The organism is Pseudomonas sp. GR 6-02, assembly GCF_001655615.1.
In the GTDB taxonomy this organism is placed as follows: domain Bacteria; phylum Pseudomonadota; class Gammaproteobacteria; order Pseudomonadales; family Pseudomonadaceae; genus Aquipseudomonas.
Window position 1 is genome coordinate 302,284 of record NZ_CP011567.1, and the last position, 12,692, is coordinate 314,975.

General features: G+C 56.8%; 17 protein-coding genes and 1 pseudogene. 15 read left to right on the forward strand and 3 right to left on the reverse strand.

What is annotated here, in order from left to right; genetic code table 11:
- Positions 1-197: 197 nt before the first annotated feature.
- The 10 genes from aguB to PGR6_RS01340 all read left to right on the forward strand — a co-directional run bounded on the left by aguB (position 198) and on the right by PGR6_RS01340 (position 7,919).
- Entirely contained in the window at positions 198-1,076 is an 879-nt protein-coding gene (aguB, locus tag PGR6_RS01295; protein ID WP_008068730.1) for an N-carbamoylputrescine amidase, read from the forward strand.
- Between the two features lie 4 nt (positions 1,077-1,080).
- Positions 1,081-2,187, forward strand: coding sequence for an agmatine deiminase (aguA, locus tag PGR6_RS01300; protein ID WP_064615866.1), 1,107 nt, complete (start codon positions 1,081-1,083; stop codon positions 2,185-2,187).
- Between the two features lie 246 nt (positions 2,188-2,433).
- Positions 2,434-2,646 carry a hypothetical protein gene (locus PGR6_RS01305; protein ID WP_018929289.1) on the forward strand — a complete coding sequence of 71 codons (213 nt, stop codon included), beginning with the start codon at positions 2,434-2,436 and terminating at the stop codon, positions 2,644-2,646.
- Positions 2,647-2,863: 217 nt separating this feature from the next.
- Complete coding sequence (locus PGR6_RS01310) at positions 2,864-3,535, forward strand: DsbA family protein (protein WP_064615868.1); 672 nt, start codon at positions 2,864-2,866, stop codon at positions 3,533-3,535.
- Between the two features lie 17 nt (positions 3,536-3,552).
- Positions 3,553-3,948 carry a nuclear transport factor 2 family protein gene (locus PGR6_RS01315; protein WP_064615870.1) on the forward strand — a complete coding sequence of 132 codons (396 nt, stop codon included), beginning with the start codon at positions 3,553-3,555 and terminating at the stop codon, positions 3,946-3,948.
- Positions 3,949-4,185: 237 nt separating this feature from the next.
- Positions 4,186-5,472, forward strand: a complete 1,287-nt coding sequence (locus tag PGR6_RS01320) for an OprD family porin (protein WP_018929286.1) — start codon at positions 4,186-4,188, stop codon at positions 5,470-5,472.
- 231 nt (positions 5,473-5,703) lie between these two features.
- Positions 5,704-6,450, forward strand: coding sequence for a 2OG-Fe dioxygenase family protein (locus PGR6_RS01325; RefSeq protein ID WP_018929285.1), 747 nt, complete (start codon positions 5,704-5,706; stop codon positions 6,448-6,450).
- Between the two features lie 46 nt (positions 6,451-6,496).
- Positions 6,497-6,910, forward strand: coding sequence for a GNAT family N-acetyltransferase (locus PGR6_RS01330; RefSeq protein WP_173861173.1), 414 nt, complete (start codon positions 6,497-6,499; stop codon positions 6,908-6,910).
- Positions 6,907-7,623 carry an AzlC family ABC transporter permease gene (locus PGR6_RS01335; protein ID WP_018929283.1) on the forward strand — a complete coding sequence of 239 codons (717 nt, stop codon included), beginning with the start codon at positions 6,907-6,909 and terminating at the stop codon, positions 7,621-7,623. Before PGR6_RS01330 ends, PGR6_RS01335 begins: the two co-directional genes overlap by 4 nt.
- On the forward strand, positions 7,602-7,919 hold the full coding sequence (locus PGR6_RS01340; protein ID WP_007897518.1) for an AzlD domain-containing protein: 318 nt from the start codon (positions 7,602-7,604) through the stop codon (positions 7,917-7,919). Before PGR6_RS01335 ends, PGR6_RS01340 begins: the two co-directional genes overlap by 22 nt.
- Here PGR6_RS01340 and PGR6_RS01345 read toward each other — a convergent pair.
- The 3 genes and pseudogenes from PGR6_RS01345 to PGR6_RS01350 form a co-directional block, all read right to left on the reverse strand.
- Positions 7,836-8,762 carry a LysR family transcriptional regulator gene (locus PGR6_RS01345; protein WP_064615871.1) on the reverse strand — a complete coding sequence of 309 codons (927 nt, stop codon included), beginning with the start codon at positions 8,760-8,762 and terminating at the stop codon, positions 7,836-7,838. The genes PGR6_RS01340 and PGR6_RS01345 overlap by 84 nt on opposite strands.
- 191 nt (positions 8,763-8,953) lie before the next feature.
- Complete coding sequence (locus PGR6_RS29845; protein WP_155944817.1) at positions 8,954-9,136, reverse strand: hypothetical protein; 183 nt, start codon at positions 9,134-9,136, stop codon at positions 8,954-8,956.
- A gap of 279 nt (positions 9,137-9,415) precedes the next feature.
- A pseudogene (locus PGR6_RS01350) lies at positions 9,416-9,668 on the reverse strand (ATP-binding protein); the annotation flags it as partial.
- 195 nt (positions 9,669-9,863) lie between these two features.
- Between PGR6_RS01350 and PGR6_RS01355 the strand changes: the two are divergent.
- The 5 genes from PGR6_RS01355 to PGR6_RS01375 all read left to right on the forward strand — a co-directional run bounded on the left by PGR6_RS01355 (position 9,864) and on the right by PGR6_RS01375 (position 12,510).
- Positions 9,864-10,085 carry a tautomerase family protein gene (locus tag PGR6_RS01355; protein WP_007939483.1) on the forward strand — a complete coding sequence of 74 codons (222 nt, stop codon included), beginning with the start codon at positions 9,864-9,866 and terminating at the stop codon, positions 10,083-10,085.
- Positions 10,082-10,738 carry a DsbA family oxidoreductase gene (locus PGR6_RS01360; protein ID WP_064615872.1) on the forward strand — a complete coding sequence of 219 codons (657 nt, stop codon included), beginning with the start codon at positions 10,082-10,084 and terminating at the stop codon, positions 10,736-10,738. The genes PGR6_RS01355 and PGR6_RS01360 overlap by 4 nt, the downstream gene beginning before the upstream one ends.
- Before the next feature lie 43 nt (positions 10,739-10,781).
- Positions 10,782-11,492, forward strand: a complete 711-nt coding sequence (locus PGR6_RS01365; RefSeq protein ID WP_064615873.1) for an SDR family NAD(P)-dependent oxidoreductase — start codon at positions 10,782-10,784, stop codon at positions 11,490-11,492.
- Positions 11,493-11,789: 297 nt separating this feature from the next.
- Positions 11,790-12,188 (forward strand): carboxymuconolactone decarboxylase family protein, encoded by a 399-nt coding sequence (locus tag PGR6_RS01370; protein ID WP_007939479.1) that lies wholly within the window; start codon positions 11,790-11,792, stop codon positions 12,186-12,188.
- Entirely contained in the window at positions 12,154-12,510 is a 357-nt protein-coding gene (locus PGR6_RS01375; protein WP_237229573.1) for a hypothetical protein, read from the forward strand. The genes PGR6_RS01370 and PGR6_RS01375 overlap by 35 nt, the downstream gene beginning before the upstream one ends.
- Positions 12,511-12,692 lie beyond the last annotated feature (182 nt).

Below are 12,692 nucleotides of genomic sequence, written 5' to 3' on the forward strand. Positions count from 1 at the left end.
AGGTTGCAAATGTCGATTGTTATCGGGAATTTTTGAGGTTATTTAGAGGTGGTGGATATTTATTGCTTTTAAAGCCGATTTTTATCGGCTATAAAGTCGCCACTGCCCACGGTGTGGACGAACCACGCCCGGTGATTCCCGTTCTGTCATCGGTCGATGCCACACTGACCCTCAAGCACTTGCCCAGGAGATGATTCATGAGTCGTATCGTTACCGTCGCCGCCACCCAGATGGCTTGTTCCTGGGACCTTGAAGCCAACATCGAGACCGCTGAGAAGCTGGTCCGTGAGGCAGCGGCCAAAGGTGCGCAAATCATCCTGATCCAGGAACTGTTCGAGGCTCCGTACTTCTGCCAGAAGCCGAACCCGGACTACCTGCAACTGGCCACAACGGTTGAAGACAACGTCGCCATCAAGCACTTCCAGAAAGTCGCCAAGGAACTGCAAGTGGTGCTGCCGATCAGCTTCTACGAATTGGCCGGACGCGCGCGTTTCAACAGCATCGCGATCATCGATGCCGACGGCAGCAACCTCGGGATTTATCGTAAAAGCCACATCCCGGATGGCCCTGGCTACCACGAAAAGTACTACTTCAACCCGGGCGATACCGGTTTCAAAGTGTGGAACACCCGTTACGCGAAAATCGGCGTGGGCATCTGCTGGGATCAGTGGTTCCCTGAGTGCGCCCGCAGCATGGCGCTGCAAGGCGCGGAAATCCTGTTCTACCCGACTGCCATCGGCAGCGAGCCGCACGACAAGACCATTTCGTCCCGCGACCACTGGCAGCGCGTGCAGCAGGGCCATGCCGGCGCCAACCTGATGCCGCTGATCGCCAGCAACCGCATCGGTAACGAAGAGCAGGACGGCTACGATATTACCTTCTACGGCTCGTCGTTCATCGCCAACCAGTTTGGCGAGAAGGTCCAAGAGCTGAACGAAACCGAAGAAGGCATTCTGGTTCACAGCTTCGACCTCGATGAGCTGGAGCACATTCGCAGCGCCTGGGGTTCGTTCCGTGACCGTCGTCCGAACCTGTACGGCGCGATTAAAACCCTCGACGGTTCCCTGGAGTCCTGAAGCCATGACCACGTTGAACAGCACCCCTCGCGCCGACGGCTTTTACATGCCTGCCGAGTGGGCACCCCAAACCCAGACCTGGATGGTCTGGCCCGAGCGCCCGGACAACTGGCGCCTGGGTGGCAAACCGGCGCAAGCCGCGCACGTTGCAGTGGCCAAGGCCATCGCGCGTTTCGAACCGGTGACCGTGGCGGTCTCCGCTGGCCAGTACGAAAATGCCCGCGCCCGTCTCGACGTGCCGAATATTCGTGTGGTGGAGATGTCCAGCGATGACGCCTGGGTCCGGGATACCGGCCCGACGTTCGTCATCAATGACAGCGGCGAAGTCCGTGGCGTGGATTGGGACTTCAATGCCTGGGGTGGTTTCGACGGTGGTTTGTATTCGCCGTGGAACCGTGACTCGCAGGTGGCGGGCAAGATCCTCGAAATCGAGCGCAGCCCGCGCTACCGCACCGAGGGTTTTGTGCTCGAAGGCGGCTCGATTCATGTCGATGGCGAAGGCACCCTGATCACCACCGAAGAATGCTTGCTCAACCGCAATCGCAATCCGCACATGAGCCGTGAGCAAATCGAAGCGGTGCTCAGCGCAAACCTGGCTGTGGATAAGATCATCTGGCTGCCGGACGGCTTGTTCAACGACGAAACCGACGGCCATGTGGATAACTTCTGCTGCTATGTGCGTCCGGGTGAAGTGCTGCTGGCCTGGACCGACGACCCGCAGGACCCGAACTACCCGCGCTGCCAGGCGGCCATGAACGTGCTGCAAAACAGCACCGATGCCAAGGGGCGCTCGTTCACGGTGCACAAAATGCCGATTCCGGGGCCGCTGTATGCGACCGAAGAAGAGTGCGCCGGTGTGGACCCGGTGGACGGCACTCAGGAGCGCAATCCGACCGTGCGCCTGGCCGGCTCTTATGTGAACTTCCTGATCGTCAACGGTGGCATCATCGCGCCAAGCTTCGACGACCCACTGGACGGGCCGGCCAAAGAGATTTTGCAGAGCGTGTTTCCGCAACACGAAGTGGTCATGGTGCCTGGTCGCGAACTGTTACTTGGGGGCGGTAACATCCATTGCCTTACCCAACAACAGCCCGCTCCACACAAGGAGTGAGTGAGGACGTAACAGCTTGAGTTGATTGAAAAATCGATTGAGCAACGATTTTGGCCTCCTTATCTCGCAGAAAGCCCGCAGCCCATCAGGACTTCGGGCTTTTTTGTATCTACTTATCGACACTTCGAAAACATTGGCATAGCTCTTGTATCTTCGATGGCGCAACACGGGGAGGGAGAGAACTTCGATGTTCTGTCATAAACCTTGGATAAGTTAGCCGCTCACAAACCAGGAGAGAGCGCTGAGATGAACGCCGAAATGAACGTAGTGGGCGAGCGGGCACTGCATCCCCTGGCAGTTAACAGCGAATCGCTTCAAGTCCTGGCACAGTGGTTGAAGTCCAATGGAACGCGTCAGATCAGAGAACCTGATCCGCGCCGGATGATGATCGAGCGCTATCCCGCTGGTTTATTCAGCGAGGCGGAACTGGAAGCATTGTGGGATGTGATGGAAGGATAAGAAGAAAAACAACGGATGGATAAAAGCGCTGCCGGGAAGGCGGCGCTTTTTTATGCCCGTCGCAAAAGTGGGTGCCTGCAAGATCGGTGGGTGCCCGTTAAGGGGCATTCGACCGATTCTTGAAACAGACTGAAATCGATTCCGGCGTTTTTCCAAAACGATCTGAGTATTAGTCTGCCGGCATTGAGTTTTCCTACTTTATTGCCGGAGTCTTCCCATGACCCTTCACTACATTTACGACCCATTGTGCGGTTGGTGCTACGGCGCCAAACCCTTGGTGCAAGCTGCCCAAACCGTGTTGCCGGTGATCGGCCACGGCGGCGGCATGATGAGCGGTGCCAATCGCCAAACCGTTTCGCCACAACTACGCAATTACGTCATGCCCCACGACCGGCGCATCGCCGAGTACACCGGCCAGCCGTTTGGCGAAGCATATTTTGAGGGATTGCTGCGTGATGAGACGGCGGTGTTCGACTCCACGCCGCCGATTGCCGCCGTGCTGGCAGCCGAGCAGATCGCCGGGCGCGGACTGGAGTTGCTGGGGCGTTTGCAGACGGCTCATTACGTGGAAGGTCGACGCATCGCTGACGAGGCTGTTTTGCTTGAACTTGCCGCACAGACAGGTCTTGAGCCCGAGGCTTTCCAGCAGGCATTTAGTGCAGCTGATACCGGTCGCCATATCAAGGACAGCCGCGCACTCTTGGCCCGTGTCGGCGGTCAGGGCTTCCCGACCTTCGCGCTGGAACAGGATGGCCAGTTCACCCTGGTCGATATCGGCCCTTGGCTCGGCAAGCCGCAGGCCTTCGCCCAATGGTTGAGCCAGTCGCTTTCGGCAACAGAGTCTTCATCCGCGTTTCAAACCTGTGGCCTCGACGGCTGCGCCCATTGAACTCACCTGGAGTCACCATGGATAACCTGAGCCTGATCAAAAGCACCTACGAAGGCGTCAACTCCCAGGAAAATGCGCGCAACACCGCCGCGGCGCTGGCCGATGACGCTCGCTGGACCGAAGCCGCAGGTTTTCCGTATGCCGGGACCTACGTCGGTTTCGACGCGATCGTCGAAAATGTCTTCAAGCGCCTGGGCACTGAGTGGGAAGATTTTCAGTTCAAGGTCGAGAACTATGTCGCTCAGGGCGACAAGGTATTTGCCTACGGCAATTACAGCGGTGTCTATAAAGCCACCGGTCGTGCGATGAATGCCCGAGTCGCGCACTTGTGGACTCTGGCCGACGGAAAAGTCACCCATTTCGAACAATTCGTCGACAGCCATGTCGTGCAATTGGCTATCGCTGACAAGTGATTTCTTAGACGATTTTCGCCTATTTACAGAAGATTCACGAAATTGACACATCATTAAGGGCGCAGATAGGATGCGCCCCAACGCCTGTGGCTAACCGCCACGACTGACAAAACAGTAAAAGGCCCGCCGCGAATTTTCGTGGGCGGGCCTTTTTGTTTTTGCGGTGAAAAAAGAGCGCGATAGCGCCGTTTCAGCTGTTTGGCACAGAGCGTATCAACCCGTAATAAGGAAAATAACATGTTGAACAAGCGAATCAGCCTGATCGCACTGGGGATGTTGAGCGCCACACAGGCCATGGCTAACGACCAGGCCGAATCCAAGGGTTTTGTTGAAGACAGCAGCCTCAAAGTGCTGCTGCGCAACGCCTACATCAATCGTGACTATAAAGACGGCAACCCGGACAAAGCCGAATGGGGCCAAGCGGCCATCGGTACTTACTCATCCGGTTTCACCCAAGGCACCGTCGGTGTGGGTGTGGATGCCTTCGGTCTGTACGCACTGCGTCTGGACGGCGGCAAAGGCCGCAGCGGCGCCGGTGGTATCGATTTCTTCAAGCAGGGCGACAGCGGTAACGCAGCGGATGACCTGTCCAAGTTCGGTGGCGCGGTCAAATTCCGTATCTCCAGCACTGTCCTGACCTACGGTGACCAGATGCCGGCCCTGCCGGTGCTTAACTACGACAACTCCCGCCTGCTGCCGGAAAGCTATACCGGCACCTTGATCACCTCCAAAGAGATCAAAGGCCTGGAGCTGAACGCCGGTCGCTTCACCGCCGAATCGCGCAAAAGCGCTGAAGGCCGTGACAGCGGTGGCTTGAAGTCGATCAACGTATTGGGCGGTAGCTACCAGTTCACTGAGCAGTTCAAGGCAGCGCTGTACGCTTCCGACGTCGAAGACGTACTGAAGAAGCAATACGTGAACGCCAATTACGTGTTCCCGATTGCCAAGGATCAGTCCCTGACCCTGGACTTCAACGGCTATCGCACCAAGCTGGACAACTCCTACGTCCGGGAAAACGGTGTCACCGGCGACGACAACAAAATCTGGAGCCTGGCAGCGACCTTTGCCACCGGCCCGCACTCGTTCACCCTCGCCCACCAGCGCAGCACCGGCGACAGCAACCTGGGTTATGCCTACGGTGGCTATCAGCGCGGCCAGAACCGCGTCGGCGACGGCGGCAACACCATTTACCTGGCGAACTCCTACTGGTCCGACTTCAACGCCGAAGACGAACGCAGCTGGCAGCTGGGTTACGGTCTGGACTTCGGCGCCTTCGGCGTTCCGGGCCTGAGCTACAACGTGGCCTACGTGCGCGGCGACAACATCACCACTTCCACCAGTGAAGGCGGCACCGAGCGCGAGATCTTCAACCAGTTCAAGTACGTCGTGCAGAGTGGCCCGGCCAAAGACCTGAGCGTGAAGGTACGCAGCTCGATCCTGCGTGTGTCGCAGAAATCCAGCGAGTACAACGTCAGCGGCAACGAACTGCGCGTATTCGTGGATTACCCGATCAACATCTTCTGATGATCGGCTGAGTTGTTCAGACTCGATAAAAACCCTGACTGGTTCGGGGTTTTTTTTGCCTCATAACCATATGAAAGCACCGAAAAAGGCTGTTTTCGATCGTAAAAAGTCGAATTGGAGCAACTTTATCCTGCGTTTCAATCAACGCTTGATATGCCTGAAATTCTTTCTCATGGGCCGTCAATCCGGCACCTACTAGATTAGGCCGCTTAATGCAGCGGAGACCTAGTAATGATCGTGTTGAACAGAGAAGTTGGCGAATCGCTACGGCGCGACAAGTATGTCAACGTCCAGGGAGCCGACTTCAATCTCTTCGGTCATTTTTCCGACTTCGTCAGACTGACCAAAAGTTGGGAAAACATGGAGCCGGACAGTTATTACGGCCAAGCCGATGCGGGCATGCGTTTTCGTCGCTACAGCGATTTTGAATACAACCCGGTCACCCGTGACTTGAAGCAATTGGAACATCGCGCCTACGTGCAATCGAAGGCCAACAACAGCTACGTCGGTGGACTGGAGCGGCACTTCCAGGACTTCTCTAATGAGGTCATTAATTCGCCGGTGATGCGCAGCCTGATCGATACGGATTTCGAGGTGTACAAACACGTATTGCCGCCGGAACTGCACGACGCAATCTGGCAATGCCAGATTCATCAGATCCGCATCGAGATCAAGCCGGGCAAGCAACTGGAAATCACCCCGGAAGGTATTCATTGCGACGGTTATCCGTTCAGCGGTGTGCATTTCTGGGGTCGCAACAATGTGGACGGGGCGGAGAGCCGTTTGTATTCGGCCCAAGAGGAACAGCTGGCGGCAACGACCTATCTGGAAATCCTCGACACCACCTACTTCCTCGATCGCGAGATGCGTCACTACGTGACACCGGCGCGCAACACCCATGCTCACGAAATGGCCTATCGGCAGATTCTGGCCATTTCCTTCTCGCGGCCCGGGACCGCTTTCGACATTGTTCGCTGAACAGTTCGACCCCATGATGAACATCACCGAGTGCTCTGCACCGGTGATGCTGCGACGCGCGACGGCCAAGGATGCCCAACGCCTGGAGCGCTTCTTTCGGCAATTCGAAGAAGTGTCGTTCTGTGAATGGCAGGACGCCAAATGCCTGCGCGGTGTGCTGGAGCAGAAAACCACCACCGCGTTCCTCGCACTCGATGTCGGTGGCGAAGTGGTCGGCGCGGTGTTGGGCGGCATGCTTGGCAGCCGTGGCACCATCAATCACCTGGCGGTGAGCACGTTGTATCGCAGCCAGGGCGTCGGTCAACGTCTGGTGGAAGCGGCCTCGGCGGACATGAAACGGGTGGGTGTGCTGCGGATGTTCCTGTTCGTCGACGATGCTAACCTTGCCGGCAAACGCTTTTGGAGTGCCCAGGGCTTTTGTGAGCCGCGCGGCGAAACTACCTTTGAGAGGGACCTATGAATGAGACGTCCAGCAGCCAGCCGCTGATGGTCGAGCCCCAGCCCTCGCGCACGTTTGCTGAAGCCAGCCCGGTGGTTGCGGGCTACTTCACGGTGTCGTTTGTGTTCGGTCTGATGGCCGTCAATGCCGGGATGCCCGTGTGGCTGCCGGTCGCGATGTGCCTGTTCGTCTACGCCGGTGCCTCGCAGTTCGCCGCCCTGGCGTTGATCTCCAGCGGTGCGTCGCTGACCACCATTATCCTCACCACGTTTCTGATCAATGCGCGGCACATGCTGATGTCGGTCTATATGGCCAAGGCCCTGCAAGCGCTGGGGCTCAGTCGTCTGGAACGCTGGTGTTATGCCGGTGGGCTGACCGATGAATCGTTCGCCTTCCACAGCGTCAAACTGGGCAAGGGCTCGCCGGTCAATGTGCGTTACCTGATCGGCTTCAATCTGTATTGCCACACCTCGTGGGTACTCGGCGGTTTGCTGGGGGCGATCTGCGCGCAGTACGCGGCGCACCTGATCAAATATCAGCTCGACTATGCACTGACCGCGATGATGCTCTACGTGCTGGTATCGCTCTGCAACACCCGCAACAAACTGATCGCCGCACTGGCCGCGGTCGCTTGCATGGGTGCACTGAGCCTGATTGGCAACTCACCCTTCAACGTATTCATCGCCACATTCGTGGGCTGCGGAGTGGGTGTATGCCTGACCAAACGTTCCTGATCCTGGTCGTCGCGCTGATGATGGCCGTGACATTCCTGCCACGCGCGTTGCCGCTGCAGGTGAGCACCGATCATTGGCCACCTCTGGTCGCCCGGGCGCTGGAATACCTGCCGGTGGCGATCGTGGCTGCCATCAGCCTCACGCCCCTGTTGATCAAGGATCAGCATGTGCAGCTCGATCGCCCGGAATTTTATGCAGCCATTCCGACGTTGTTATGTGCGTATTTCAGCAAAAATCTCTTTCTCTCCGTTGCGGTGGGAACGGCTGCGTACATTGCGCTCGGCTCGTTCATGTAGCGGCAGATCGACCACTTCATTCAAGGCCTGACCCGACAACTCGGGATTATTGATCGCCAGCCGCACTTCGAGGGAGTCCTCGAACCCCGGGAAAATGGTCAGGCCGTTACGCAGGGCCGCCTCACGGGAAACCATGCCCAGTCCGTCCATTTGCGTGATCAACGATAGGGTCAGGGTTTCACTGCAGGAATAGATCATCCGCTTGCCTGACTCGTAGTTGCCAAGGCCTGCGTCGAGAAAGCGCAAGAAGCTGTGGGAATACGGACAGTCGTCGGCCGGCCGAACCTGAAATTTATTGCCAAGCAGCACCAGCGGGTCGTTTTCCTGACCGCAATGAGCACCGACCACTTGCACTTGCACATCAGGCAGGGCAATGCTGGGCAACCCCGGCTGTTGCGGCCCGATCAGCACGGCCAGGTCGAAGTCCTCATTCTTCAACTTGCTGAGGTTTTCCATCGACTCGGCGTAGCTGAATTCCAGCTGATAATCAGCAAACACCTCGATGAGGCGTCCGATCATTCGCCGGTTGAAGTCGGCCGAGAGCGTGGTGTTAAGCGCAACCTTGAGCGTGCGCTGCCCGGGCACCTTGAGCGCGGCGACTTTCTCTTCCAGCTGCCGCGTGGCGACCAACACTTTGTCCATGTAGGGCGTGAGCTCCGTGCCCTGTGTGGTCAGGGTCAGCCCCTTGTTGGAGCGACGAAACAACCGAAAACCGAACTGCTCTTCGACCTTGTTCAACTGCGCGGCCAATGCCTGCACGGTCAAAAAGGAATGCTCTGCCGCCGCCGACAACGAGCCGGTCTGCACGATGCGCATGAGGTTGCGTAAGGTTCTGCTATCCATTTGGGTAATGCCCTCTAAAGTGGGCTGGCTATTGTTGTGTACCTTGCCGCCCGGTGGGCGTGGGTCGCGTGCTGGCTATGATCCTGCACCAGAGCATGCTTGTCCCGAGTTTAGTAGCGAAATGATTCTGCGTCCGATGGCTGGAGGCTTGCACAGGATCGAGATTTTTGTTGGAGGGGAGATGATCGGGGTCAAGAAAGTGGCCCGGATGGGGGAGGTGTGGGCGTTTTTTGGCTGCTTGTTTTATCAACGAAACCTTTTCCCAAGGCAAAAAAAAGCAGCCTGATCAGGCTGCTTTCATGAAAAGGTGCTTGATATTGTGCTCCCTCAAGCAGGGGAGAAGAGGTCTCACCAGGCGTCGATTTCCAAGTCATCAACGAGGTCCCTCCGCCGACTATTGCCACTTGGAGGCAGTCGGTTTCGCGCTCTCGATTTAATTCTCTGCCCCTATAGTGGGGGTGTCAACGTGTGTGTCGGACCGTATGTCGGCGTCTTTTCAGGCTGCGGAAAAGCCCAACACCGCCGCACCGTTCAATGGCCAGTCGGCATTGAGCTACATGCTTCATCTGGATTCTAACTGGCGTCAATCAACGCTCGTTCTTCCAACCAACTCTCCTGAACAAACTGATCCGTAATCGCATAAATCCCATGCCCAACACCGGATAAGCCGCCGACGTTGCACCGGAAAAATGCTTGGTTCCGCTTTGCAGTCATTTCTCTGACTTGCGCCCTGTGCGATCCCGTTCCGATGAACAGAAAGTAGCCAGGTGTATTAGGGCGTGGGTTTATTGCATCACGAGCGGCTTTGAGTGCCAGGAGCAGTTGATTGCCGTCGTCGGAGGGAATCGCGTGCTGCACTTCGTCGATGATCAGCACCAAATCTGTTTTCGCTTGGTCGACCACCTCTTTTTATGGATACGCCATAATTATTGGCCAGCCATAATTTAGCATAAAGGTTAAGATCTGGCCTGAGTGCGGACTCATTACACCACGTCACTAATGATGTTCCCGCCCCCACCTTTATCCCCCCTAACCAACCTCCTACATTGAGCTCCACCCACCTAGCCCTCATCCCGAAGGGCAGGTCACTGGAGACTCATCATGCCTTTTGTCAGCGTACGCATTACCCGCGATGGTGTTACCTCGGAGCAGAAAGCTCAGGTGATCGCCGAAATCACTGAAACCCTGGAACGCGTCCTCAACAAACGCCCGGACCTGACCCACATCGTGATCGAGGAAGTCGACACCGATAACTGGGGCTATGCCGGTATCACCACCACCCAGTACCGCAAGCAACTGGCTGAGGCGGAGGGGCAGTCATGACCACCTCCGTCACCATCGATTTCGTTTCCGATGTGGTGTGCCCGTGGTGTGCCTTGGGTGCGACGGCGTTGGAGCAAGCGATCGAAAACGTGGCGGGTGAGGTCTCGGTCGAGCTGACTTTCAAGCCTTTCGAACTGAACCCCAACATGCCGGCCGAAGGCGAGAACGCGGTTGCACACTTGATGCGCAAGTACGGGCGCAGTGCCGAGGACGTCGCCGCTGGCAAAGCGATGCAGATCGCTCGGGGTGAGGCCATCGGGTTCAAGTTCGATCTGGAGAAGCGCACCCACTTCCATAACACCTTCGATGCTCACCGATTGCTGTTGTGGGCGTTGCAGGAAGGGCGGCAGGTCGCACTCAAGAAAGCCCTGCTGCGTGCTTATTTCACCGACGGCCAGAACCCGAACGATCGCGAGACGCTGGTTCGGCTAGCGGCGCAAGTGGGATTGGATGCGGCGAGTGCGCGTGAGGTGTTGGTGTCCGGAGCGTTTGCCCAGGAAGTGCGTGAGCTTGAAGTGTTTTACCGCGAGCGCGGCATTAATTCGGTACCGGCCATGGTGCTGAACGGTCGTCACCTGGTGTCCGGTTCGCAATCGGTCGAGTACTACGAACAGATGTTGAGACAAATGGCGCAGGCGCCCGTTGAAGCCTGATTAATCACTTTTTCAAACCATTATTTATGAGTAGAGGTTCACCATGAGCAATTCGAAAAAAGTCATCGTTATTACTGGCGCCTCCCAAGGTCTCGGCGCAGGCATGGTCAAGGCTTTCCGTGATCTCGATTACAAGGTTGTCGCCACCTCGCGTTCGATCAAACCGTCCACCGACCCGGACATCCTTACCGTGGCGGGCGACATCGGCGACCCGGCGGTCGCTCAGCAAGTCATTCGTGAAGCGATCGCACGTTTTGGCCGCATCGACACCCTGGTCAACAACGCCGGGATCTTCGTCGCCAAGCCGTTCACTGCTTACACCCCTGAAGACTATGCCGCGGTGCTGTCGGTGAACTTGAATGGTTTCTTCTACATCACCCAACTTGCGATCACCGAGATGGAGAAGCAGGGCAAAGGCCACGTCGTCAACATCACCACCAGCCTGGTGGACCACGCCATTGACGGTGTGCCATCGGTACTGGCTTCGTTGACCAAAGGTGGCTTGAACGCGGCGACCAAATCCCTGGCCATCGAATACGCCAAGCGCGGGATTCGGGTGAACGCGGTTAGCCCCGGCATCATCAAAACGCCGATGCACGGAGAGGAAACCCATGAAGCGCTGGGGAGTTTGCATCCGGTTGGGCACATGGGCGAGATCAGCGATATTGCTCAGGCTGTTGTGTATCTGGACAGCGCCAACTTTGTCACCGGGGAAATCCTGCATGTTGATGGCGGGCAGAGTGCGGGTCACTAAGACCTGTTTTCTAAACATCAGAAACAACAAAGCCCTCGCGTTTTTGCGAGGGCTTTGTTTACCAGCACGTGCATCATCCGAAGATCGTCTCTTAGCCAACCCGCCAAGTCTGATAACTCCAGGTACTGAGCGGTACGTCATTGCGCCCGAAAAGTCTAAATCCATCCTGTTGTTTCTACGATGGTTAAGAGTTCATTTGCTGAAGTCGTGCTGCAGCCGGCTCTGGCATGGCCGCCAGGGAACTAAACTAGTTATATCTCTATAGAAGATGTCTCTACAGAGGTAAGGAGGTGTCAAATGGCCATTCGTGATACCTATCAGGAAATTGAACAGACCCTGGGTCTGGTTCCGGAGTGGATCAAGCAGATGCCGGAAGGCGGCGCGATCGGATTCTGGGGCGTAGCCCGGGATTTCTGGCTGGCAGATACCAAGATTCCTAATAAGTACAAGGAGTTGATAGGTCTGGCGGTATCCGGGGCGACCCGTTGCAAGTATTGCGCTCTGTTCCATACCGAAGCCGCGCGCCTGTTTGGCGCGAGCGACGAGGAAATTTCCGAAGCCAGCTTTATGGGCTCGCTGACCATGATGGGCAGCACCTTTATTAACGCCCAGCAGATCGACTACGAGCAGTTCCGGCAGGAAACGCTGAGTATCGTCCGGTATGTCAAAGATCACTCGCAACCCAAAGCCGCATAAGCCGTTGCGAGAACCTGCCCTTCGCCAGCTGACGAAGGATAAGTTGATTGCAATCACCGGCGGTGGTCCCAGGACCACCGCTCGGTGGCAAGCGGCTGTGCTGCGAGCCATCAGCGAGCTCATGCAATACAGCGATACCGCCCGCGAAGAAAACCAGGACCTGCGCATCCCCTTTGCCAAAGCACTCCATGACCTCTATGCGGGACAGAAATCCGACGCCGAGTTAACGGAAATGGTGTTGCTGATGCTGGAAGTGGAAACCGCCCCTTTTATTGGCAAAGAGCCCCAGCCAGGAGCGGTATCTGGGGACAATGACCTCTGAGAAGTGGAAAAGGGGCAACGTTATTTTCCCAAATGGAAATCGTCGTATCCCTGGTTTGAGCAAAAAAGTCCCGCACGATTTGAGCTTGCTGACGACGTCAACCTAGGCTTGGCGGGTGTATTGGTTTGCAATTTAGGTGGGGCCTATCAAGGTCGGGTGGAAGCAGATTCTCCAACCCCAGA